We start from the raw sequence: 26791 nt of genomic DNA on the forward strand, positions 1-26791 counted from the left end.
CCGGGGACCGCCCGGTACATCCGCGCGGCGTCGTCCAGCGGGTCGCCGGTCCGCGTCGGCAGCACGCCCGCGGTCCGCAGACCGGCAAGCACCTCGTACAGCGAGTTTTCCCGGGTCGTCAGCAGCCAGCCGACCAGCGCCAGCGCCAGACCGTCCGCGTCCGCCCCTGCCACGTTGAGCAGCTTGAACGCGTGCCCGATCCGCGCCGCCGTCACCGAGACACCCGCGCCCAGCGGCATGCCCCGCTCGTCGTGCAGCTCACGGAACTCCGGGGAGTCCGGCTCCAACGCCCGGCCCAGACCCGCGAGCGCACTCTGCGGCAGCTCCGGCCCCTGCTCCCGCAGCGTCTCCACGTCCAGCGTCAGCTCTTCGGCCCGGGTCCAGTCACCGGAGTCGGCGATGCCGCGCAGCAGGGAGCCGAGTCCCGGTGCCGCGTCCCGCAGCACCGCGGCGTTGAAGAACGCCGTCATCAACTCCGGGACGCCGCCCCGCTCCAGCAGATCCCGGAACCCGCGCCGCTGGGTGCCGTCCGCGAGGAAGACGTCGGCGATCTCCTTCTGACTGTGGCCCGCATACGCGCGCCTGAGCACCCTGAACAGATGGTCCACGCTCCGCCGAGCCGCGGCCAGCGCCCGTGGATGGCCGGATGCGAAGGTCCCCAGGCGCGCCTCGAACTCCTGCGCCTTCTGGAAGTACTCCGGGTCCGTGTACAGCGCTCGCAGGGCACCGGCGACGGTCACCCCGTCCGGAGCCGACGGCAGCGGATCCGTCTCGTGCTCGCCGGATCCGGCGAGCACGCCCGGCACGGAATCGGTGCCCGGAAGGAGCTCGAACTCCTCCTGCCCGGCCTCCGAATCCTCCAGCCCGGCCTCCGACCGCGCCTCGTCGTCGGTGTGCCAGGAACCGCCGTCGGTCAGATCCGCCTGGGACAGGTCCTGGGACTGGTCGTCCGAAGCCGACGCCCCTTCCGACCCCGCTTCGGACTCCGTGTCAGCGAACTCCGAATAGACCGAACCGTCGTAGAGGTACTGGCTGCCCTCACCCAGCGACTCGAAGCCATCGTCGGTCTCACTCTGCGCCGGGCCGCTGGTCTGCCACGCGGCCGCCAGCCGGGCATAGGTGACCCGTCGGCCCGGTGTCTTCAGCGTGGCCACCAGGCCCAGGAGCCGCCGACGCGCACCTGGCGCGACCGGGGCGTCCTCCGCGGTACCGGCCAGGCGGCGCGTCAGGGCGTCCAGGTGCTCGACCGTGACCGGCAGGCCGGAGCCGAGGCCGAGCACGCTCCGGGCGAGATCCGCCGTACGGCGCGCGGTCGTCAGACGCTCGACGGTCAGGGACTCCACTCCCCCGTACACGTCGCCGGCCAGGCCCGCGAGGTACCAGGCCTGACGGGCGTCGGCCGCGCCGATCGTCCGGGCGAGCGGCGTGAGATCACCGCGCCGACGGATCGGTACGCCGGAGATCCGGTGCAGGGCCTCCTTCAGCGCCGCGACCCGCGCGTGCGCGGCTGCCGTGTTCTCCAGGTCGAGGAGCGGGAATTCCGGCAACTCCTCGACTGCCTCGATCAGTTCGTACGCAACGATGTCCGAGTTCGCGTCCGGCTTCTGGCCCTGGACGATCCGCCGTGAGGTGATCTTCATGCGGGCCCCGGGCAGCAGCAAGGCCTCCTGCTCGATCGGGTTGGCCGAGAAGACCGAGATGTCCCGGCCCCGGTTGCCGGTCAGCCGGGCGTGGATCAGCACCGGGTGGGTCATCGGCAGGGTGGCCGGGACCCCCAGGAACATCTTCCCCATGTCCTCGTCCCAGCTGAAGCTGGAGAACGCCTTGAAGGAGAGCTGCGAGCCACCCATGCCGGGCGAGACGAACCGGCCGATCCCCGAGTGCAGATCGCCCAGCGAACGCGTACCACGCCACACCTCACCGACGGCCGGCGGCAACTGCGTCAGGGCGTCCCGCACCATCGCGGTGTGGAGCGCCAACTCCTTCTCGATTCGGGGCAACAGCCGCTCGACGGCGGCGTAGAGCCGCTTCTTGGCGTCGGCTTTCAGCTGGGGCGTAGCTGCCTCTCTCGCGGCGAACAACAGGTCGCGGACGTCCGGGTCCCTACGGAGCGAGACCGGCACGACCGGAAGGTCCGCGCCGTCCAGGTACCTGTCGACAAGCCGCCTGGCCTGCGTGCGCAGGGCGATCCGGGTGCCCGCCGACTTGAACGTGAGCAGCACGTTGATCAGCGCGAAGGCCGGACCGGTGTAGGTGATGAGGGCGACGAAGTGGGCCGGGCTCAGCCGCTCCAACAGTTGCTGGGCCGTCATGCCGTTGTTCTGCAGCCACTGCTTGATGTCGTCGTCGATCAGGCTCGCGCGGTGCTGCCGGGTGGTCAGACGCTCGAAGGACGTGCGGCGGGAGATCGCGTCCCGCACCGCCTCCCCGCCGGGCTCCCAAAGGCGCTCGTCCTCGGCTGGCGTGGTCAGCCTGGCCCAGTAGACGGCCTCGTGCGGCAGCATGCCGCCCTCGCCGACCTGCTCGCGCAGCTCGGCCAGCCGTACGCCGGGCACCGACCGGTACATGGCCGCCGCGTCGTCCAGCGGGTTCCCCGCCAGCGACGGCACCACGTCCGCCGTCCGCAGCGCCGCCAGCACCTCGTACACCGAGTGCTCCTGGAGCGGGAGCAGCCAGCCCAGCAGCGGCAGGGCCAGGCCCTCCGGGTCCCCGACGTTCAGCAGCTTGAAGGCGTTTGCGACCTTCGCCGCCGTCGCCGTCGCCGTCGCACCCGTGCCCAGCACGATGCCCCGCGCGTCCACGGTGCGCCGGTCCTGACCGAAGGCAGCGTCCAGCGGCAGCCGGGGGCCTTCCTCACCGCGCGACAGGTCGCCCGCGCTCGGGTCCTCGATGACCGCGGGCTCCTCGGTGATCCTGGTGATCGCCGTGACCGTCCGGCCGTTGGTGCCTTCGGGGGCGTCGTAGTGCGCCTCGATGCCCAGCACACCGGGCGCCGCGCGCAGTTCGTCGAGCAGGGGCGCGCCCTGCTCGTCGAAGCGCACCTCCTCCAGCGGTACTTCCTCGACGCGGTAGCCCACCACGTGCAGGGCGACCGGGTCCGCCGCCATGAGCGTCTCTCGCACGCTCGGCGTGGCACCCGAGCGGGCGTACCTGGCCGCCTGCTGCCGCCATGAGGACGACTGCGCGATCACGTTGCCGACCGCGAAGAAGTCCTTCTCGAACGCGGCTGCCCTACCGGGCGTCACCCGGCTCAGCACCGCGTGCATCCGCGACCGCAGACCGCCCCGCAGGAACGCCGCCTGGTCCCGCAGCGCCTGGACGTCAAGGCCCAGCTCCCGCGCCTCCTCCCAGGCACCGCGGTCCGCGATCCCGAGCAGCAGCGCCCGCAACGTCAACGGCGACTCGCTGAGGAACGCCGCGTTGGCGAACGCCGTCATCAACTCGCCCACGTTGCCGCGTTCCAGCAGATCCGTCAGCGTGGACAGCCTGGAACCGGTCGTGAGGAAGACCTTCTCGATCTCCTCCCGGCTGCCGGGCCCGTGCGCCGTGGACAGGACGGTGAACAGGCGCTCGACGCTCTGCCGCGCCACCTCCGACGCACCTTGGTGGTTCTGGGCGAACGACCCCAGCCGTGACTCGAACTCCCGCGCCCGTGCGGCGTACCCCGCGTCCGCGTACAGCACACGCAGCGCACGGCTCCCGCCGGCCGTGTCCCGCGCCGCGATCGTGTGCATCAGGCCCGTCGCGCCGAGAGCCGCACCTCCCGCGAGCGTCCGCAGCACGCCGGGGCCGGCGATGTCCACCGAGTCGTGCTCCTGCTGGAGGGACTCGTCCATGACAGTGGAGAACCCCGACACCGGATCGAGGCGCTCCACCGGCTCCAGCTCGTCGTCCAGATCCAGGTCGTCGTCCAGATCCAGGTCGTCGACGAGATCCAGGTCGTCGAGCAGATCCAGGTCGTCGGTCGAGGGTTGGGTGTCCACCGCAGTCCCCGACTGGGGCTCCGCGGCCTCCGACCCCGTCCCCGACTCGGATCCGAGGTCCCAGGCCTGCATACTCGGCCCGGATTCGAGTCCTGGGTCCGCGAGCACCTGGCCCGCCGACTCCGAGGCGAGCTCGTCGGCGTCCGACTCGCTGTCGAGCGATGCCTCCGTGCCGCGCTCCGGCGTATCAGGCTCCGCGGCATCGAACTCCGCCGCAGGGGTCGCCGCCGACACGTCGGAACCATGCGCCTGCGAAGGCTGCTCACCATCGCTGTGCGACGGGGCCGCCTCGGCCGGCTGCGACTGCTCGTCCCCGGCCTCGGAGCCGATCTCGGAGCCGGTCTCGGAGCCCGACTCGGTGCCGAAGTCGCTCCCGGGGTTGTCCACCAGTTCAACGGGCTGCTCGGTCGACTGCCGCTCCGTCGGGTCCGCCGTCGCGGCAGACGTCCGCCACGCCGCCACGAGCGAGGCGTGGCTGACCCGCCGCCCCGGGGTCTTCAGCTCCTCGATCAGGTCGAGCAGCCGCAGCCGCGAGGCCCGGCTGACCCAGGTGTTCGCCTCGGCGCCGTCCAGGTCGCGTACCAGGGCGTCCAGGTCCTCGACCGTGACCGGCCGGCCGGTGTCCGGCTTCAGGACGCGGCGGGCCAGGTCCGCGGCGCGGCGTACGGTCGCCAGACGCTCGACGGTCAGGTTCTCGGCGCCTGGGTGAACCTCACTGGCCAGGACAGCCGTACGCCATACGTGCAGGCTGTCGTCCGCGCCGATGCGCGTGACGAGCGGACGCAGATCGGCGCGCCTGGTGATCGGGCCCGCTCCGGACAGCCGCTGCAGGGCGCTGCGCAGTTCCGCTGCCCGGGTCTGAGCGGCGAACGGATCCGCCCAGTCCCCCATCGGGAACTCCGGCAGGTGTTCACGGGCTTCGACCAGTTCGTACCTGGTGATGCCGTCTTCGAGGCCGTACCTCGGCCGCGCCTCGCCCGGCTGCGGCTCGGGCACCTCGACGACCTGACGGGAAGTGACGGTCATCCGGGCGCCGGGGAGGAGCAGCACCTCACTCTCGTCCGGGTTGTACGTGAAGGCCGAGATGTCCCGGCCGAAGTTCCCGGTGAGTTCGGCGCGGATCAGCACGGGGCGGGTCATGGGAAGGCGGCGCTGCCGGCCCAGGAAGAAGTGCCCCATGAAGTCCGCGCGGGCGAAGCTGGTGAAGTGCCGGAAGGTGAGCTCCGAGCCGCCGAGCCCGGCGAGCAGCCGTCCCGTCGTCGAGTCGAGGTCGCCCACGAAGCGGGTTCCGCGCCAGGCCTCACCGACCGTCGGCGGGATCTGCGCGAGGGCCTCCAGCAACATCGCCGTGTGCATCGAGAGTTCCTTCTCGACGCTCGGCAGCAGGGGCTCCACTGCGGCGTACAACCGCTTCTTGAGCGACGCCTTCTCGCTGGAGGGCATGCCCTCGCGCAATCCGCCGAGAAGTTCCCTGACGGCCGGGTCGCCGCCCAGCACACGCGCGAGCGGGTAATCCTTGCCCTCGGCGTCGACGTGCGCGTCGACGCCGCTCCTGGCCTGGATGCGCAGCGCCGCCCGGGTGGCGCCGGACTTGAACGTGAGCAGCACGTTCATCAGCGGGTGGACCGCCCCGGCATAGGTCATGACGGCGGCGAAATGGGCGGGGCTCAGCCGGTCCAGCACCTGACGTGCCGTCATTCCGTGTCGTACCAGCCAGTGTTCGGTGTGCGACCGCCGCTCCGGGACGACGTGGACACCGCGGTCGAGGAAGTACTCGAAGTCCGCCCGGCGCTCGGCGGCCTTGTTCAGCTTCGCCCTGCCGGGCTCCCGGAAGCCGCCCTGCGCGGCCGACGTGTCGAGCTTGGAGGCGTAGACCGCCTCGTGCGGCAGCATGCCGTCCTCGGCCACGTGCTCCCGCAGATCGGCCAGCCGCACACCCGGAACGGACCGGTACATCCGCGCGGCGTCGTCCAGCGGGTTCGCGGCCAGGGACGGTACGACGTCGGCGGTCTGCAGGCCGGAGAGGATCTCGTACAGGGAGTGGTCCTGGACCGGCAGCATCCATCCGAGCAGGGCCAGCGCCAGTCCGTCCGGGTCGCCTCCCGGAGTGTCGAGCAGCTTGAAGGCGTTGCCGATCTTCGCGGCCGTACCCGAGATGCCCGCGACCAGCGGCATCCCCCGCTCGTCGCGCATGCCCCGGTACAGCGACGAGCCCGGCTCCATCGCCCAGAACGCCCGGCCCGACACCACGGTCAGCGGCAGCTCCGGACCCTCCTCACCCGGAGCGAGGTCACCCGCACGCTGGTCCTCGATGACCGCCGGCTCCGCGACGATCCTGGTGATCCTGGTGATCGTCCGGCCCTCGCGGCCCTCCGGGGCGCTGTACTGCACCTCGACACCGAGCACGCCGGGTGCCGCACGCAGTTCGTCCAGCGGCGGCGCGTCCTCCAGCGGGACCTGCTCAGTACGGAAACCGATCACCCCCAGAGCGAACGGGTTCGCCGCCAGGAAGGCCGTCTCGCGTTCGCTGAGACCGATGCCCAACCGCGCCCACTCGCGCGGCGTCCTGGCGATGTCCCCCGCCAGCCGCTCCCGCCACGGGCGCATACGCCGGGACGCGCCCCAGTACTTGGGCAGCTCCCGCTGCCACGACGCCGACTGCGCCGCCACGTTGGCGATGGCGAAGAAGTCCTTGTCGAACGCTCCTTCCTTGCCCGGCGCCACGCGGCTCAGCAGGGCATGCGTCCGCGAGCGCAGCGCACCGCGCAGGAAGGCCGCCTGCTCGCGCACCGCCCGCTCGTCGAGGCCCAGTCGCGCGGCTTCCGCCCAGTCCTTGCGGTCCGCGATCCGCAGCAGCAGGGACTTCAGCGTGTGCGGCGAGTCGTTGAAGAAGGCGGCGTTGAAGAACGCCGTCATCAGCTCACGGACGTTGCCCCGTTCCAGGAGCTGCTGCAGACCGGACGACGGCGCACTCTCACCGACCTGGCCCGCCGAGGTCACGTTGTCGCTGAGGAAGACCCGGGCGACCTCGTCCCGCGAGAGCTCCGGGTAAGCCCGCGTCAACACGTCCAACAGGCGCGTGACGCCTGCCCTCGCCGTCTCCAGCGCCCGCGGCTGGTTGAACGCGAACGCGCCGAGCCGTGCCTCGAACCGCTCCGCCCTCTCGAAATACGAAGCATCCGAGTACAGCTCCCGCAGGCCACGGTGGTGGCCGAGCGCGAGCAGTTCCGGCAGGTCCGGCTCGGCGGTGGGCACCGGCACGGTGGTGACCTGCGGCATCGCGGTGCCGACCGGGTCCCCGTCAGGCTCCGGTGCCTGTTGCGCGTCCGACGCCGGCTGGATCTCGCTCGTTCCCGCGTTGTCCGCGGCTTCTTGCGGAATCACCTTGGCGTCGGAGTGGTGCCAGCCGTCCTCGTTCGAAGAGGCGACCCCTTGCTCCGTAGCGGAGGGCTGCTCGGTAGCGGGGGGCTGCTCCGTCACGGTGGGCGGCTCCGTCACGGCAGGCTGCCCCGTCGCGGTGGGCGCCTGCCACGCGTCAGCGAGCTGGGCGTACGTGACGGGACGGCCGGGCGTCTTGAGCCCGGCGACGAGGTTGAGCAGCCGCTGCCGTTCCTCCGGCGTGACCGGGGCGTCGGCGTCGGCGGCGTCGGCCCGCAGACGGCGCACCACGTCGTCGAGGTGGCCGCCGGTCACCGGCTGGTCCGCACCGAGCCTCAGGGCGCGGCGGGCCACGTCGGCCACGCGGCGTACGTTCGTCAGGCCCTCGACGGTCAGGTGCGCCAGGCCGTCGAACGCCTGGGCGGCCAGGGCGGCCAGGCGCCACACGTCAAGTCCGTTCGACGCGCCGATCAGCGTGGCGAGCGACTCCAGGTCCCGGTGGGTCGCGAGCGGACCGGTCCCGTTGAGCGACTGCAGGGCGTGGCGCAGCTCGGTGACACGGGCCTCGGACACGGCGGGCTCGCCGAGCGTGGCCGCGGAGAAGTCCGGCTCCCTCTCGACGACGTTGATCTCCTCGTACCGCAGGCCGTCGTGGCCCTGCACCCGGCGCGAGGTGACCGTCAGGCGGGCCCCGGGAAGGAGGAGCAACTCCTGCTCCTGCGGGGTCCACGAGAAGGCGGAGATGTCACGGGCCCAGTTGCCGCTGAGTTCGGCCCGGACGAGCACGGGGTGGGTCAGGGGCAGACGGGCCGGACGGTGCAGGAAGCCCTGCGCCAGGTTTTCCTCTCGGCTGAAGCTGGCGAACGCGCTGAAGGAGAGCTCCGAGCCGCCGAAACCGGGCGAGAGGAACCGGCCGATGCCCGAGTCGAGCGTGCCGACGGAACGTGTGCCGCGATAGGCCTCGCCGGTCGCGGGCGGCAGCTGCGCGAGTGCCTCCAGCATCATCGCGGAGTGGGCGGCCATCTCCTGCTCGATGGCGGGCAGCGCTCGTTCGGCGGCGGCGTGGATACGTGCCTTGAGGCGTGCCGTCTCCCGCGGCGTCATGTCGGCACGGTGAGTGTCGAGCAGCTCGCTGATCTCGGGGTAGGACCCGAGGACGAGCGGCACGTTCCACGTCTCGCCACGCAGCGCCTTGCCGAGCATCGCCTTGACCTGGACGCGCAGTGCCATGCGCCCGGCCCCCGAATTGTGCGTGAGCAGCACGTTCATCAGCGGGAAGGCCGCGACGGTGTACGCGAGGAGGGCGGCGAAGTGGGACGGGCTCAGCCGCTCCAGCACTTCCCGCGCCGGCATTCCGTTGTTGCGCACCCAGAGCTCGGCCTGCGAGGGGAGCAGCGCGGACTGGCCCGCCCTGCGCTCGGCAAGCTCCTGGAACGCCCTGCGGCGCGCCTCCGCCGCCCGCAGGTCCACGCCGGGTGAGACGAAGCCGCCGTCAGCGGGCGAGGCCGAGACCCTGGCCCAGTAGGCCGCCTCGTGCGGCAGCATGCCGTCCTCGCCCGCCCGCTCCCGGAGTTCACGGAGTGGCACGCCCGGGACCGAGCGGTACATCTGCGCCGCGTCGTCCAGCGGCCTGCCGGCCAGCGACGGCACGGCGTCCGCCTTCTGGAGGCCCGCCAGCACCTCGTAGAGCGAGTGCTCCTGCCCCGGCAGCATCCAGCCCACGAGTGCCAGGGCCAGGCCCTCGGCGTCCGCGTCGGGCAGGTTGAGCAACCGGAAGGCGTTGCCAAGCCGCGCCGCCGTCCCGGAGACGCCCGAGACGAGAGGCACGCCCCGCTTGTCGTGCATCTCGCGGTAGAGGGGGGAACGCGGGTCGATCGCGGTCCTGGGTTCGCCGGTGACCAGGCTCGGCCGCAGCTCGGGGCCCTGCTCCCCGAGGAAGAAGTCCCTCGCGGACGCGGCGGCCCTGGCCGGATCCACCCGGCCCATCAGCTCCTGCACGCGCGTACGCAGTCCGCCCGGCCGTTCCCGCAGGAACGACGTCTGGTCCCGCAGGGCGTCGGCGTCGAGGCGCAGTTGCTCCGCCCGGGCCCAGCCGTCGGTGTCAGCGATGTCCCGCAGCAGCGAGCGCAGCGTGTACGTCGAGTCGGGGGCGGCGAAGGCGGCACGTGCGAAGGCCGTCATCAACTCGCCGACGGTGCCCTGCTCCAGCAGGTCCCGCAGGCCGGTCGCGGTGGCGTCGGCCGTGAAGACCCGCGCGATCTCCTCCTGGGCCGCGCCCGGGTGCGCGTCGAGCAGGACCTGGTGCAGACGGGACACGGCCTGCCGAGCCGCCACGCGCGCCCTGGGGTGCTCGGCGGCGAACGAACCCAGCCGGGCCTCGAACTCCTGCGCCTTCGGGAAGTACTGCGCGTCGTTGTAGAGCGCCCGCATCGCACGGTGCCCACCGGCGACCGGAGCGACCGGCGCCGGAGCCTCCACCTGCGAGGTCGCGGTGCCGGCCACCGGAGCGGCGACGGCCTCCGACTCCCGGCTCCTCGACTCCGCCGCGAGCGGTCCGGAGATCTTCAGCGATTCGGAGATCTTCAGCGATCCGGCAGGCGACACCCTGACCGATGTCAGCTCAGAGACATCGTCCGACTCCTCGTCGGACAGCATCTCGTCGTCGGACGCGGATTCGTCCAGCGGCGCCGCGTGCGACACCGAACCGAAGCTCGGAAGGGACGGCAGAGCCTTTGTCGACCCGAAAGTCGAGGACCTCGGGAAGGACCCCAACTCCGAGACAACGTCAGCCTCTTCGTCGGACACCTCCTCGTCGTCCGAAGCGGCCTCCTCGTCCACCGTCGCCGCCTGCGACACCGCACCCAGGTCGGAATGGCCCGAGAGAGGGGCGAAGACCCGCCTCGACGCCGGAGCTGTGGTCCTGGGAAACGACGTCAGTGCCGAGACGAGGTCCTCGTCCTCGTCGGACAGCCCTTCGTCGTCGGACAGCACTTCGTCGTCGGACAGCACTTCGTCGTCCGACAACACGTCCTCGTCCGAGAGGGGCTCCTCGTCGGCAGGCTGAGCCACCCGCGTCTCCGGGTCCGGCGCGGACACGGACTGCGACACGCCCAGCGCGTCGAAGTGGTGGACGGAGCCACCGTTCGCCTCCGTGACGGTGAATCCGTCGTCCAGCCGCTCCACCGACGACGGCGTCGGCTCCTGCACCGATAGGCCGAAGAGGGTGTCGAGCGGTCCGCGGAGCGTGCGCCACGCGACGTCCCCGTCCGTGCCGGGCAGGAGGTCGGTGTGGACCCGCAGCCCGGAGGGCAGGCCGATCCCCTCGCCCCGCAGCGGGACGTCCAGGCCCCGCACCTCGGCGTTGGCGTCCAGGTGCCACTCGAACACCGGCCCGTCGGGCACGTCCGTCGCGGGCATCCGCACCGTCAGGCCGCCGAGGGCGTCGGCGGCGGTCTCCAGCACGGGACCATCCGCCGACAGCGCGCCGTCCGGTCCTGCCAGGCGGACCCCGCCGTCCACGCCCGCCGGGGTGTGGAACCGCAGCAGCCGGTCCGTGCCCGGCAACCGCACCGTGCGGAACTGGAACTGCGCGGCCGCGGAGAAGTGCAGCGTGCCCGGCCGAAGCCCGGCGACCGTGAAGCCGCCTTCCGCGCGCGGCGTCACGACCACGCCGGGCAGGGGCACCCCCTCCCGGTCCACCAGGACGGGGCGCAGGGAATCCCTCAACTGCAGCCTGGTCGCGGCGAGTTCGGCGACGTGATCGGCGCCGAAGAGCCGCATGCCCTCGACGGTCTCGTCCTCGGAGGCCTCGGCGACCGCGTCCAGCGTCGGGAGGAACTCACGACGCGGCGTCGACGCGGCCGAAGCCGACCATGGCGACAAGGCGACGACCCGCGGGCTCGCGGCCTGTTGTACGGCGAGTTCGACGGCCGCGGTCGTCTCCGACGGCTGTGCGGTGGCCGTAGGAGCCATCGACGGCGCGGGCTGGTCTCCGCTGAACCCGAGATCCGCCGGCGCCTCCGACTGCCCGGCCCGCGGCTGCTCCGAGCTGCCTTCGGCCTGGCCGGCGATGTTCTGCCGGGTGGGAGCGCCGACCGGGACGCCGGGGCGCCCGCCGGTCCCCGTCACGAACGGCCACGCTTCGCCGCTGCGCCGGGCGACGGCCTCCCGGCCCGTCTCCGGATCGACGTAGACGTCCTTGTAGCCGGAACGGGTCCAGTTCCAGCGCCGGGTGCCCGAGAGCCGCTCGGTGCCGTCGGCGTCGAAGCGGGTCCAGGTCCAGGTGCCGCCGGCGGCCCGCTGGGCGCGGACCACACCGCCGTCGGGCGTCGGGTGGTAGGTGCGTACGTCGAGGAGGTCCATCCGTGGCAGGCGGCTGGTGCGCGTGTCGTGGAAGGTCCGCGTACGGGCGTCCCAGGTGCGCTTGCCGTGCGCGACCCGGTTCCTGTCCGCGTCGAACTCGGTCCACCGGAGCTTGCCCGTGGCGTCCCGGTCGACCTGCAGCATGTGACCGCCGTCGAGCGGTTCCTGCTCGAAGAGGATGGCGTCAGGTTCGTCGTGGCTGGTCAGGCGCAGCGCGCCGGTAGCAGAGGCGTCGACGGTCGCCAAGCTGTGCGGGCCCGCCACCGGGTTGCCGGCCGCGTCGACGCGGGACGCCGTGCCGGTGGTGTGGTCGATCCGCCAGTGCTCGCCGGACGGGACGCCGGCCTTCTGGCGGATGGCGACGGTCGTCTCCTGAAGGGCGCCGTGCGCGCGGTAGACCGTGTGCTCCAGCGGTCGGCTGCCGGGCACCTCACGCCGCAGAGCGACCATCCCGGCCCCGAGGAGTCCGGCGTGCACGGTGTCGTCCCGCCGTCCCGCGGCATCGAGGAACGCGGGCTCGGTGGTCTCGGGCAGACCGACCCCGAAGTGCAGCGACCCGGTCCCGTCGGAAAGCCGCACCACCCGGCCGTTGTAGACGCCCTCCGCGGTGAAGTACCACGTCGTACCGGCCCCGTCGGCGATGCCGAAGGCGGCGTCCACTCCCTCGGGGGTCTGCGTGGTCGGGGTGAAGCGGCCGACGGCCTCGGACGGCTCGGCGAAAGCGACGGCACCGCCGGTGAAGGCGACCTTGGTCCCCTCCAGTTCGGCCGGGATGTCGCGGGCCACGCTACCGATGAAGGCCTCGTGGTAGGTCTCCTCCCGGCCGGCGCCGAAGCCCCAGCGCAGCCCCGTGGGGATGTGGGTGACCTGGTACACGCCCCCGCCCGGCACCTCGCGCGATGCGGGGACGACGGTGAAGTCGCCGATCGTCACCGTGCGGGCGGACGAGCTCGCCTGTCCCCCGGTGACAACCCGGCGCCGCTCGGCCAAGGGCAGGTTGCGGTAGCTGTTCAGAGCGCGCTTGGCCTGAAGCTTCAGCTGCTCGCGGCCCCGGGCCATCGCGTCCACGACGTTCGGGTGGATCAGGTTGGCGGACCGGCCCGCCTGCTCCAGCGCCGTCACGATCTCGGGCGCGATCTCCTCGATCCGCCCCACCGGGCGAACGTCGAAGTCGTCCTGCGGGAAATGCTTCCCGAAGTCGTCCTCGATCAGGTTCATGAGCTCCTGGACACCCGACAGATCGGGACCGTCACCCGGGCGGACGCCGTCGACCACGGCCAGCGCCTCGGCGAGGACCGCCTCGAACACCTCGGCCCGGTCGACCGGGTCGTACGACGGCAGGGGGTGGTCCGGCACGACGGGGCCGGAGTCGACGGTGTTCTCGATGATCTCCAGGTAGCGCCTGGGCACACCGGTGCCCAGCGCCGCGGTGAGGCTGGCCATGATGCCGGTGTCGGTGGCCTTGCCGGGGGTGTCGCGGAACACGGACTCCGGGTCGAGCGAGGTGTCCGGCAGTCCGGCGAAGTGCGCCAGCTCGTGCAGGCCCAGCAGGTCGTTGTGGCTGCGGCGGGCCCGCAGCTCCGCCGGGTCGAGCGCCGGGTCCTCGGACCGCAGCCGGAAGTGCAGCTGGTCCGACCGTCCGGGCTGGGGCGTCATGCTCAGCTCGATGGCCTCGCGGCCGTCGAAGACGGGAGTCAGCCGCAGCCCGATGTGCAACTGGTCGCCCGATCGCGGAAGTTGCAGACCGGTATTGAAGTAGCGGTCCAGCGCGCCGCGCCAGCGTCGCTCGAACTCCGGCAGCTGCCGTGCCGTGAAGCCCGCTCCGAAACGCACCGGCAGGTGCAGCGTCACATCGCGCACCCAGCGGGCGTTCTCGGCCTGGATCCGCCGCACGGTCGCCCGGATCCGCGTCGTGTTCCCGGCCAGCCAGCCACCCGCGAGCGGCTTCCCGCGCATCGGATCGAACCGCTCGGTCGCCAACCGGGCGCCCGGCGCTCCGTCCCGCCGGTGCTCCCACTGCTCCGGCAGTACCGGATCGGCCACCGGCTGCGCCATCTCCTGCGGCGCCCGGGAGGGCCCGCTCGGCGCGGCCACCCCGTCGGCCGGGGCCTGCGAGGGCGCGTGAGCGTCGCCCTCGCCGATCTCCAGCGGCGGTTCGGATGCCGCCGCCTCCTCGATCGGCGCCGGCGTGGACGTCTCGGGCCGTTCCGTCGGCTCGTCCAGGGCCAGGTCGGCCGGGAGCATGAAGTACAGGCCGTCGGGGACGGCGACCCGGAGCTGTCCGCGGGGACCGGTCAGGACGAGGCCGAGATCGGCCTTGTAGTAGACGTACGGCTGGTTCGACCGCTCCCGGTTCCTCTCGTCGACGTCCTTCGCCTCGCCCGAGACCTCCTGGCTGCGCTCCCACGCGTAGGTGTACGGGGCACGGTTGATGAACCGGGGACCCGACTCCGGTTCCTGGCCGCCCTCCATGCCTGCCCCGACGAACCACTGGGAGGACTGCTTGTCCGGGTCCTGCTCCGAGGCGTGGACCTGCGTGTAGTGGCGGGCCTTGAAGTTGACGGGGTCCGCCGGGCCTGTGCGCTCGACGCGGGTCACGTCGATGCCGACGGTGACGCCGCGCTTGCCGACCGGCACCTCGTACGTATGCCTCAGCAGTTGCTCGAAGCTGGCCCGCAGCATGTTCTCGCCCGTGTAGTGGGCGTACGTCACACCGGCCGCGATGTGCGGGCCGGGCACGTTCCAGGTCTCCGGAGCCGAGGCCTCCAGGTTGTCGAGCTGCACGCGGGACGGGGTGGCGGCCAGAGCCGCCCACCGGTGCACCGCGGCGGCCGCGGGCAGCGCCCACGGGTGGCCGTCCGCCAGCAGTCGCTCCAGCACGACCGTGGACGTCGCGCTGGTGGAGGGCTGCTGCGGGCCGGCTGCCTGCTCCCACACCGGGTCGGTGCCGTACGACCGGGTCCGTGCGGGCGGGGGCTCGCCGGGGGTGACCAGATGGCGTGGGACCAGGAGGCGCACTTCGCCGCGGACGGTGCCGGCGTCGGCGTTCTCCGGCTCCGGGAAGCGCTTGACGAAGGCCTCGTGGGCCTGCCACCAGGTCTCCGCGTCCTGGCGGTGCCCGGTCCAGCCGGCCACCGTCAGTGCGGTGCCGCGCGCCAGGCCGAGGGGGGCGCGCAGGACGTCGGGCAGCTCATGGGCGAGCCCCATGCGGATGCGGAACGTCAGGTCGTGGCCGAACTCCACGGAGCCTTCCCGGGTCTGCGCCCGGTAGATCTCCATCTCCTTCTCGGCCTTCTCGTGGCCGCGCTCGGTCTCGCGGCTGTAGCCCGCCTCGGCCTCCGGACCGAAGTGGACCTGCTTGCCGATTCGGGCGCGCCCCTCCACGGAGGCCTGCCATCCGAAGGACGTCGCCGCCGACTTGCCGGTCGCCCGCATCGCCTGGTTGCGCAGCGTCAGCCTCACCTCGGGCCGGTCGCGCTGCTCCCGCGGCGGCCCCGCCTCCGCGGTCACCTGGACCCACAGGTAGCGGGCGCCGAAGACGGAGGGCACGGCGAGCCACCGCGACACGCCGCCGCCGGTGAGTACCGCGTGCTGGCTGAGCAGCGCCTCGGACGAGAAGGACCGCTCCAGTTCACGCAGCAGCAGGCTCGGCCGGTGTCCGTCACCGCGGTCCTTCACCAGGCCCTGCTCGGTGAGCCACCCCTTCATCAACTGCAGCACACCGTCGGCGTGCAGCACCTCGGCGTGGCTCGCGCCCGGCAGCAGCGCGGGCTCGACATGGCCCGTCGGCTCCTGCGGCGGTGCCACCGTCACGCCCGGCGGCAGCGGGAGGCCCAGATCCGGGATCCGCCGCTCGGGAACGACGAACTCCAGTCCGTCCGTGACCTGGACGACCTGCGTCCTGCTGAGCACGCTGTGCCGCGGACCGGTCAGCCGGTCGAGTACGCGGCGGTTCTTCCACCGGTGGACGGTGACTTCGAACACCGGGTTGGCACGGTAGGTGTGGGAGGCGCCGCCGTAGGTGGCACGGGTGATGCCGACCGGTCCCGTACCCGCGCTCTCCTCGCTGCTGCGGCCCCAGCCCCAGCGCGCCTTGCCGATGCCCGTGAGCCGGACGTGCCCGGCGTCCTCCCGCTCCTCGTCGCCCAGCTCGAACCGCAGACCGGCACCGAGGTTCAGACCGTGCGAACGCTCCTCCGCACGGCCGGTCTTGTGCTGTGCCTGCCCCTGCGAGTACTGCTCGATCTCCACCTCCTCGCCCTTGGCGGTGTGCGCGGTGAGGTGCCTGGGCTCGGTGACCACCATCCGCACGCGCAGCATGTGATGCCACCCGTCGCTGTCGGGCAGGTCGACCAGCAGGCCGTTCGGTCCGGCCAGCTCCGCGAAGTGGGCGGCCAGGTCCGTGGCGGAGAAGGTCCGGCTCAGCGCGGCGGGCCAGTTGCCCCAGTCCTCCAGCCAGGCCTCGGGAAGCTCCGCCGCCTGCTGGTACACCCGTGCCGCCGCGAGCGGCAGTTCGCGGGGCGTGAGGAACGCCGGGAAGACGCCGGCGACCCCGCCGGTACGGAAGTGGTCGGCGGTCGCCGGCAGCCCGTCCAGCGGGCTCACCCGGCCGGCCTCGCCGATGGCCTCGGCGGTCACGGGCTGCGCCGGGACGTGCTGGTGCGGTACGACGATCCGGGCCACGGCGTCGCCGGGACGGTCGATCCACCAGCGGTGCGGCGCCGCGTCGGACGAGCGCACCGACAGCTCGTACACCATGTTGTAGACGTGCTCGTCGACGGAGCCGACCGTCTCCGTGCGCCGGTAGGACTTGGCCCCGCCGGCGAACTCGCTGGTCCGGCCCTGTCCGCCGCCGACGGTGGCGACGGCGTTGCCCAGTTGCAGGCGCAGTCTCGTGCCGAACTTGATGTTCAGCCGGCCGCCGAGCTGGGCGGCGAGGCCCCAGGAGGTCTCCCTGCTCCCGGTCGCGGCGGCGCTCTCCAGCGCCCGCGCGTTGACGGTCATCGGGTAGGCGTGCACGCCGGTCAGGCCGTGGACCCGCTCCAGCAGGCGTGCCGAGACGGCCACGGTGTACGTCCGGCCGCCCAGGGTGATCCCGTGCGACACACCCGCCAGCAGCCGCGGCAGGTCGCCCTCCAGCGCCGGGCGGTCGAACCACGCGACCAGTGCCTCGTCGGCCTTCGACCAGTCGACCGTCCGGCCACGCGAGGCCTGCCGGTGCAGGGTGGCCAGCACGCTGCGGACCTGCGGGAGCACCAGCTCCGCGCCGGGCAGGGCGATGCCCATGCCGAAGCCCTGGCCGAGCCGGGACGCCAGCGCCAGGGGCTCACGCGGGTGCGGCTGCGGCAGCGGGGCGTCCAGCCGCGGCGGCCTCTCATAGGCGGACTCCGGCAGTTCCACCCGGTGTTCGGCGGCGAGCGCCAGGAGTCGCGCGACGTTGGGCTGCGCGTCGACGGGGCCCTGCAGCGAGGGCGCCTCCTGCCGCAGCGGCGCCGCGTCCTCGCCCAGCAGCCGCTTCTCGAAGTCCGCGGCTTCCCGGCCCGGCAGGCCGATCTCCGCGTCGACGATGTGCCGCACAGGGGCGATGCGGTGGGTGTCCGACCGCACCTCCACCGTCACCTGCAGCCCTGCCTGATACCGGGCCTGTTCGCTGGTGGCGTTCAGCACGGTGTGGCTCATCGCGACTTCGGCGAGGCCGTGCCCGGCGTTGCGGCTGCGGTCGTACAGCAGCGCGGCGGAGGGCATGAACTGGACGGTGCCGCCCTTGCCGCCCGTGGTGGCCAACCCGAGCGACAGCCGTCCCTTGTCCGTCCGCGAGCGGGCGGCGGTGATGCCGACGCCGGAGTCCTCGCGCACCGCGATCTCGGGGGTGTCGCCCAGGTACCGCAGATCGTTGATGCGGGCCTGGACGGCGAAGTAGCCGTGGAACTCCTTGCGTCCCGCGGGGACGACCACCCGGTTCGACAGCACGCCGTTGCCGAGCAGGTACCTGGCACGGTTGCGGGCCGACTTCTCGTTGAGAACGGACAGCACCGTCTCGGCGATCTTCCGTACGGACTCGGCGGGGAACCCCTCGGAGCGCAGGTGCCGTTGCAGCTGTGCCGCCACCGGCACCAGGTCGATGGCGTTGATCACCTCTCGGGCGTGGTGCGGGCGCACGACGCCGCTGCCCTGCTGGGCGGGCCCCTCCACCACAGTCCGGCGCGTGCCGTCCCGCTGCGTGAACTCCGACGGCAGGTCCACCGTCACCCCGGCCGGAACGTCCGGCTCTTCCTCCGAGCGGTAGGGGCGTCGCTCGCCGTCCACGAAGACGTGCACCCGCACGCCGCCCGCCCGGAACCGGATGGTGTCCTTGACGAAGACCTTGCGCCCCGCGACCACGGAGCGTTCCAGTTCCGCGGACCGCTGACGGCCCCACTCGGCGCCGATCACCGGGATCACGGGCAGCAGGGAGCCGGCTCCCTGAGCGAGCGACATGATCGTCAGGGGGACGACGTCCGCGCCGTGCGGCCGCTCCTGCGCGGTCTTGAAGGTGGACGAGAGCCCGGCGAAGGACACCTTGTACTCGCGCGCCGCCGGCCCCTCCTGCGGCTCCGGCGCAACGGGCGTGAGCTCCCTGAGCACCGGCCGCAGCCACACCACGTGGTCGCCGGCTGTCAGCAGCAGGCCGCGCTGCAGCGCCTTGTCCCAGACGGCGGCGGGTCCGGCGGAAGCGTGCTCGTCCGCGCCGCGGTCGTCCGCCGTTCCCGTCGCGGGCGCGCCGACCAGCAGCCCGCGGAGCGCGTCGCGGATTCCCTCGACCAGCGCGGTGGCGTCCTCCGGCCGCGTCACCTCGGACGCGATCCGGTTCGCCCACTGCCGCGCCAGGTCCTCACCGAGCGTCTCGGCGTCGTGGACGACCGCCTCGCCCAGAGCGCCCTGTTCGACGTACCACGGCGCTTCGGCGGCCGGTGAGTCCTGTGGCGCGTGCTGTGGCGCGTCCTGTGGTGCGTCCTCCAGGGCCTCCTGCCGGCCGGTCTGTTCGGCCGACGAGGAGGCGACCACCTCGTCGGGTGCGTGGGCCTCCTGGGCGGGGGTCACCTGCTCGGGGGCGTCGGCCGGGACTTCCTCCACCGTACGGGCCGGCTTCGACACGCCGACTCCAGTCGACGCAGAGGACTCCTCCGAAGCCGACACCTCTCCAGCGGCAGACGGGACTTGCGCCGCCCCGCGCGCAGCCTCAGGCGCACTCACCGCGTCCGAGGCCCGCACATCCGCCCCAGCAGCCGTGAGTTCCTGGGAATCGCGTACCGCCTCAGCCGGAAGCACCTCCGGCGCAGCCTCCACGTCGCCGGCCGGCTGTGCCGCTCCACTCGCGAAGAGGTCTTCCAGGGTCTGCCTCGGCTGGACGACGGTGATGACCGCCCGGCGGAGCGCGGCCGGACCGTCGGCGGCGCTCATGCCGGAGGGGTAGTCCCGGCCACGTGACGTGACCTCGACGGAGAACGCGGCATGCAGCTCGGCGGGCGCCCCCGCCTCCTCCAGGTGCCTGCGCAGGCTGCCGTCGAAGGCGGCGGCCACCGCCTCGGCCCGCTCCCGGCCCCGTACGACGGCACGGCCGTAGTGCGGCCGCCCCAGCACCGTGCCGTTGCCGTGACCGCTGATCGACACGGTGGGCAGCGGCCGTCCCTGTTCGTGGGCCGCCAGACCCTCCTGCACCGTGCTCCGGGCGAGCGCGTCGATGGCGCGCACGGCCTCGGCGGACAGCCGGTGCGATCCCCCGTCGAAGCGGATGTGCCGGGTGACCGGCCCGGGCGGCGGTACCTGCTGTGCCGTGTGGTCGAAGTGGTACTCCGTCGAGGTACTCAGATCGGTGACCCGGAATCCGCCGGGCAGCCGCGTGGCCGCCTCGCCCCGCAACACGTCGGCGTGCAGCCGCGATCCGGCGACCTGCGGTACGAGACGGACGGCGCGCAGTGCGCCGTCCGGTGCGAAGCGGAGGCGTACGCGCTGACCGTCGAGGGGGGTGCCCCGGTACGCGGTCAGGGGGCGCTCCACCGACTCCAGCTCACGGTCGGCGTTGTAGTGCCACGTCGCCGTGGAGTCCGTCGGGTCCTCGACATGGACGAGCAGGCCGCCGTCCGGCGCCGGTTCGACGCGTACGTCCGTGCCGGCGTCGTTCCCGCCGGACGACACGGACAGCAGCTGTCCCGTCTCGGCGTCGACCCGGATGACGTGGTCGGAGCCGGGCAGCGCGATGTCCTGGTGCTCGGCGATGGGCCGCATCCGGGCCGGGCGGAGGCTGCTCCCGGCAGCCGTGCCCGCAGCCGCTCTCGTCCCCGTACCCTCGGCCGGCCTGGGCTCCGGCATTTCGCGGGACGGCCTCGACGGGGCCGGGATGTCGATGGCTCCGCCCCGCAGTCCGGGCCGTGCCGGATCGACGCCCCGCTCCGCGGCGAGGTCCTGGGCCACCCTGGCGGCCCGGGCGTCCCGGTCCGGCGCACCCGCGTTCTGATGAAGCTCCTGGGCCACCCGCAGCGTCGCCCAGTACAGCTCGGAGTCCCGCTCCAGGAGCGAAGCGGCCCCCTCGGTCACCGTCAGGTCGAACGGGTTGTGCTGCGCCGTGATCCACGTCGCCGCACGCCACAGCTCCCCTGCGGCCCGCTCGTCCAGCTTGCCGAACGTCACCGCGAACCGTCGCAGTTCGACGGACGGCGCGGCCAGCTCCGTGGTGTCGAGCCGCTCGTGCTCGCCGTCGCCGGCGTTCTCGTTCCACCGGGCATCGATCTTCAGCCGGGCCCCGGGAAGCAGCAGCACCTCTTCCTCGTCCGGGCTCGCCGAGAACGCCGTGATGTCCCGGCCCTGGTCTCCCACGAGCTGCGCCCGGATCATGACGGGACGTACCGCGGGCAGAGCGGAGCGCCGCATGAAGCCGTTGGCAACACCCTCGTCGCGGGTGAAGCTGGCGAACGCCGGGAACGAGAACTCGGATCGGCCGGAGTCGGCAGGGTCGCCGTGATCGGTCCCCGCGAACATCTCCTCCGCGGAACGCTTGCCGCGCCAGACCTCACCGACCGCGGGGGGCAGCAGCTCCAGTGCGTCCAGCAGCATCACGGAGTGGGCCGCCATCTCACGCTCGATGGCCGGCAGCAGCCTCTCGGCGATGGCGTAGAGCTCGCCGGTGTTCCGCGCGTTCGCCTCCGTCGTCAGGTTCCAGTGTTCGGCGGCGAAGAGCTGTCCGGCGACCGGGTCCGAGGTCAGCACCCGGTTGACGGCGGCCAGTGGCTTGCTGAAGCGCTCGTCGATGATCCGTCTGACACGCTGGCGCAGCGCCGAACGGACGTCGCCCGGAGCGGACTTGAGCACGGTGTTCATCAGCGAGGAACCCGTGTCGGTGTACACCATCAAGGCCACGAAGTGGGCGCGGCTCAGGCGCTCCAGCACGTCGTCCGCGGCCAGGTCGTGCATGAGCAACCAGCGCTCGACAGTCGGCTCGCCCATGATGTCGGCCAGTACGACATCGCTCAGTGCCCCGTCGATGGAGAGGTCGGAGAACTCGTCCATCCGCTCCCGGGCATCCCGCAGGATGGCCTCTCCGGCCTCGACGAAGGTGCCGTCCTGGATCTTGCCCCAGTACACGGCCTCGTGCGGCAGCAGGCCGCCGTCAGCGACTTCGCCGCGCACCTCACCGAGTTCAAGTCCCGGGATGGACCGGTACATCCGTGCGGCGTCCTCCAGGGCGTCACCGGCCAGCGACGGCAGCATGCCCGCCGTCCGCAAACCCGCCAGGACCTCGTAGACAGGTTCGTCCCGCCACCCGCGCAGCCACGCGATCAGGGCGAGCGCGAACCCGTCCTCGTCCGCGTCGGGCATCAGCATGCGGAAGACGTTCCCGAGCCCTGCGGCGATCTGCGACGCACGTCCCGTCGACGGCACCCGCGTGGTGCCCTCGCGCAGCGCCTGAACGTCCAGGCCCAGCTCCCGAGCCCTCGCCCAGTCATGCGAGCCGACGATCTGACGCAGCAGTGCCGGCAGCGCCAGCGGGGAGTCACTGGAGAGCGCCGCCTGGTGGAAGGCCTCCATCAGATCCCGTACGTCCGACTCCATCAGGTCGTCGATGGTCGTCGGCCAGACGGCCTCGTCCGCCTCGTCCTCGACCATCCAGTCGTCCGGGCGGAAGACCTTGAGGATCTCCTCCTCGTCCAGGTCGGGATGCGCCTTGGAGAGCACGTCGAAGAGGGCGTTCACGGTGGTCTCCGCGCTCTCCTCCGCCCTCGCGTGAGTCGCCGCGTACTCGGCCAGCTCGTCCTCGAAGTCCCGCGCCAGCGGGACGTACGCCGGGTCCGTGTACAGGACGCTTCGTAGCCCCGGGGGCTCGACGAACACCGACGACCAGTCCGGAACCGCCTCGGCCTCGCCCATGGGCACGTCGGCATCCGCCGTGGCGCCGGCCCGGCTCGTCTCACCGGCCGCCTCGAGCGGAGAGCCGCCCAGCAGGCCCTCCCGCACCGCACCGGCCTCCCGCCGCGCGGCGACTTCCCGGGCCCGGTCGAGGCGGTCCGGCTCACCGGCGAACCGGTGCAGTGCCTGCGCCACACGCATCGTGGCCCAGTACTGTTCCGGGTCCCGCTGCAGCAGCGATCCGGCGCCCTCGGTCACCGTCAGGCCGAACGTGCCGTGCTCCGCCGTGATCCGCGCCGCCTCACGCCACAACTCCCCGGCGGTGCGCTCGTCCAGCTTGCCGAACGTCACCGCGAACCGCCGCAGCTGCGCGGAGGGCGGTGCCGATTCCCGGGCCTCGATCAGTTCGTATCCGATCCCGCCCGAGGTCGAGACCACCTCACGGGAGACGATCTTCAGGCCTGCCCCGGCCAGCAGCAGCACCTCGCGCTCGTACGCATGGCGTGAGAAGGCCGAGATGTCCCGGCCCATGTTCCCGGCGAGTTCGGCACGGACCAGGACGGGACGGACCCCCGGCACGTGGTCGTCGTACATGAACTCACGTGCCTCCTCCTCGCTCCGGGCGAAACTGGAGAACGCCGGGAAAGACAGAGTGGCGTGGCCCGGTGCGGAGGAGTCGAGCGGCCGGATCCCGGCGTGGAGGTCCTCGACGGACCGCTTGCCCCGCCAGACCTCACCGGACGCCGCGGGCATCTGTCGCAGGGCGTCCATCAGCATCGCCGCGTGGAGCGCCATCTCCTGCTCGACGGCGGGCAGCAGTCTCTCCACCTGGGCATGGAGCTGCTCCGTCAGCCGCGCGGTCTTCTCGGGATCACTGCCCTCGTCAACCAGGAGGCGTTCGAACGCCTTGATGAATTCGTGGTCGTGGGCCAGCGCGAGACTGAGCTTCTTCTTGGGCTCGCGGAAGTCCCGGAGGTACTCCCCCGTGAGCCGCCTGATCCGGTTGCGCAGCGCCGGCCGAACCTCGCTGGGGCCGAACTTCAGCACCGTGTTCACCAGCGCGGAGCCGGTGCCGGTGTACGCCATCAGCGCGGCGAAGTGAGCCGGACTCAACTGCTCGAGCACCTGTGCCGCCGTCACACGGTTCTCTCGCAGCCAACGCCGGGTGGGGGACTCCCCGAGCCAGTCGCTGGGCGGTGTTTCGCTCACCGAAACGCCGACGAGCGCCTCGAAGTTCTCCCTCTTCAGCAGCGCGGTGGACAATCCCTCCCCACCGGGCTCGGCAAGGCCACCCGCGTAGGCGGGAGTGGTGACCTTGGACCAGTAGAGGGCCTCGTGCGGCAGCATGCCGTCCTCGCCGACCTGCCGGCGCACCTCGGCGAGCGACACCCCCGGGATCGACCGGTAGACCAGCGCCGCGTCGTCCAACGGGTTCTCCGCCGGCGAACGCACCAGGTCCGCCGCCTGCAGACCGGCCAGGATCTCCTGCAGCGAAGCCTCTTCCTGCGGCAGCATCCCCCCGATGACGGCCAGCGCGAAGGCCTCCCCGTCCACCGCGGGGATGTTCAGCAGCCTGAAGGCGTTACCGAGCGTGGCGGCCACCCTGGCGAACAGACCTGACGGCAGCTCCGGACCCTCCAGAGGGACTCGCCCGTCCCGCAGCGCCTCCGTGTTCAGCCCGAGCCTCGTGGCCTGCGCCCAGTCCCCGGACTCGGCGATGCCCCGCACCAACGACTTCAGCATCAGCGGGGTGTTGTGGAGCACCACGCCGTTGGTGAAGGCGACCATCAGCTCCCGCGAACCGCCCCGCTTCAGCAGACGCCGCAGACGTGAGTGCGGGGTGTCCCGCCAGCTCCAGCCCCGCGGCTTCAGGTCACCGAGGAGGGTCTTCGCGATCTCCTGCCGGCGCTCCCCGGGATGGGCCTCGTCGAGCACCTCGAACAGTCGGGCAAGGCTCTGCCGGGCAGCCGTCCGCGCCGTCGGGTGATCGGCCGCGAACCGAGCCAGCCGCTCCTCGAACTCCTGCGCCTTCGGCAGATATCCGGGGTCGGCGAACAACGGCCCGAGGACACGGCCGACACCCTCCGCGAGCAGATCCGGCTCCGTCCCGGTCGCCGCATCGGACGTCTGCGCCGCATCGGACGTCTGCGCCGCATCGGAGCCCGTCGCCGCCGCGCGCGGCTCACCGGACTCGGCGACCGGGACGTCCGGGGAGCCGCCCAGCAGCCCCTCCCGCAGCGCACGGACCCCCCGCCGCTCGGCGAGCTGCTGTGCCATGGCGACGGCCTGCTCGGTCCGGTCCGCCTCGTCCCGGTACTCGTGCAGCACCTGGGCCACACGCATCGTCGCCCAGAACTGCCGCGAGTCCCGCTCCAGCAGCGACTCGCTGTCCTCGTCGAGGGTCAGCCGGAACGGGTTGTGCTCCGCGGTGATCCGCGCCGCCGCACTCCACAGCTCCCCGGCGGCCCGCTCGTCCAGCTTGCCCAGCGCCGTCACGAACCGCTTGAGGTTCGGCAGCGTCGCCAGGCCGCGCTCGGAGAACCGGCTGTCCTCCTGCTCCCGCACAGCCGATTCCGCCTGCCACGCGGCGGCCAGCCGGGGGTACGTGACCTGCTGTCCGGGCGTCTCCAGCCGACGGACGAGCGCCACCAGCCTCGACCGGTCGTCCGCGGCGACCGGAGTGTCCGTCCCGGTGTCGTCCAGGCGGCGCAGCAGCGTGTCGAGGTGCGTCCGGTCGATCTGCGTGTCCTCGTCGAGCCGCAGTACGCCACGGGCGAGATCCGCCGTACGGCGCACGTCCGTCAGCCGCTCGACCGTCAGGTGCTCCGGCCCGCCGTACACCTCGTCGGCGAGTGCGCCCAGCTGCCAGACCTGCCGGCCGTCCGCGGCGCCGATCCGGCCGGCCAGCGGCAGCAGGTCGTCGTGGCTGACCACCGAGCCGGAGCCGGTGATCAGCTGCAACGCGTCCCTCAGCGGGGTCCGCGGGAGCTCCGGCAGCTCCTCGACGGCCTCGATCAGTTCGTACTCGCTGCCGGGGTACTTGTGGATCTCACGGGACGTGATGTCCAGGCGCGCCGAAGGCAGCAGCAGCACCTCCCGCTCGTCCTCGTTCAGGGAGAAGACGGAGATGTCCCGGCCTGCGTTGCCGGTGAGCTCGGCGTGGACGAGCACCTGGTGGGAACCGTCCAGCGGAATCTTCCTGGCCTGGAGGAACACGTCCTCGGCCGACTCGCGATTACGGCTGAAGCTGGCGAACTTGCCGACGGAGAGCTCCAAGCCCTCGTGGCCCACCAGGCGGGTGCCGCGCCAGACCTCACCGGTCGCGGGCGGCAACTGCCGCAGCGCGTCCGCCAGCATGGTGGCGTGGGCCGCCATCTCCCGCTCGATGGCGGGCAGCAACTGGTCGACCACCTCCTGGAACCGCTCACGATGCCGGTAGGGCCCCCCGAGGTCGGTTTCCTGGGCGACCAGATCTTCGAGCGCGGCGATCTCCGGGTGATCGCGCAGCGCGTGCGGCAGGACGTTCCCTTCGAGAGACTCCTCGACGAGCCAGTCGACCTGACGCCGCAGCGCCGAACGAGCCTCGCCGGGCTCGGACTTGAGCATCGGGTTGATCAGCTGGTAGGTCGAGCTGGTGTAGGTCGTGAGGGCGGCGAAGTGAGCCGGGGTCAGGCGCTCCAGCAGCTGTCGCGCCGTCATGCCGTTCTGGCGCAGCCAGCTCTGCGGCCACGTGTCCTCGTCCGGGTCCACGGGCAGCGGCTGGTCCACGAGGCGCTCGAAGTCGACCCTGTGCTCCTGGACGACGGACAGCCCGAGTACGCCGAGTCCGGTGAAGCCCCTCTCCTCGCTCGAGAAGGGGATGACCTTCGACCAGTAGAGGGCCTCGTGCGGCAGCATGCCGTCGTCGCCCACCTGCTCGCGCAGCTCGGCCAGCGGGAGCCCCGGAACCGACCGGTACATGCGCACCGCGTCGTCCAGCGGGTTCGCCGCCAGCGACGGCACCACATCCGCCGTCTGCAGGCCCGCCAGGATCTCGTACAGCGAATGGTCCTGGAGCGGGAGCATCCAGCCGATCAGGGCCAGGGTCAGGCCCTCCGTGTCCAGACCGGGGACCTGCAGCAGCTTGAAGGCGTTCCCGATCCGCGCCGCGGTGCCCGACAGGCCCGCGGTCAGGGGCATGCCCCGTCGGCCGTGCATCTCCCGGAACAGCTCGGAGTCCTCGTCCACGGCGAACCAGGCCTTGCCCGAGACGGAGCTCATCGGGATCTCCGGACCCTGCTCGTCCGGGCCCAGGTCGCCCGCGCGCGGCTCGTCCACGGCCGCGGGCTCCTCGACGACGGCGGTGATCCCGGTCACCGTCCGGTCAGCGGTGCCCTCCGGGGCGCTGTAGTGCACCTCGACGCCCAGTACGCCGGGAGCCGAGCGCAGCTCGTCCAGCAGCGGCGCACCCTGCTCGTCAAAGGTCACCTGCTCCAGCGGCACGTTCTCCGTACGGAAGCCCAGTACGCGCAGAGCGCCCTGGTTGGCGGCGAGGAAGGCCACCTCGCGCTCGCTCAGGCCGACGCCGAGACGCGCCCACTCGCTCGGCGTGGCGGCGTTCTCGCCCTTCCGGCGGTCGGCCTCCGGACGCGGTACGCGGTGCCTGAAGTGCTCGTCACCCCAGTACTTCGCGGCCTCCCGCCGCCACG

The 26791-nt window shown here is 72.3% G+C and carries 1 protein-coding gene (cut by both window edges); it reads right to left on the bottom strand.

This entire window lies inside a single protein-coding gene on the bottom strand: locus AQJ67_RS40460, encoding a WXG100-like domain-containing protein (protein WP_062724503.1). The 59031-nt coding sequence extends 24565 nt beyond the window's left edge and 7675 nt beyond its right edge, so the window shows coding positions 7676-34466, spanning codon 2559 (partial) through codon 11489 (partial); the first complete codon in reading order (the gene reads right to left) occupies positions 26787-26789. Both codon boundaries (start and stop) fall beyond the window edges.

Source organism: Streptomyces caeruleatus (genome assembly GCF_001514235.1).
In the GTDB taxonomy this organism is placed as follows: Bacteria; Actinomycetota; Actinomycetes; order Streptomycetales; family Streptomycetaceae; genus Streptomyces; species Streptomyces caeruleatus.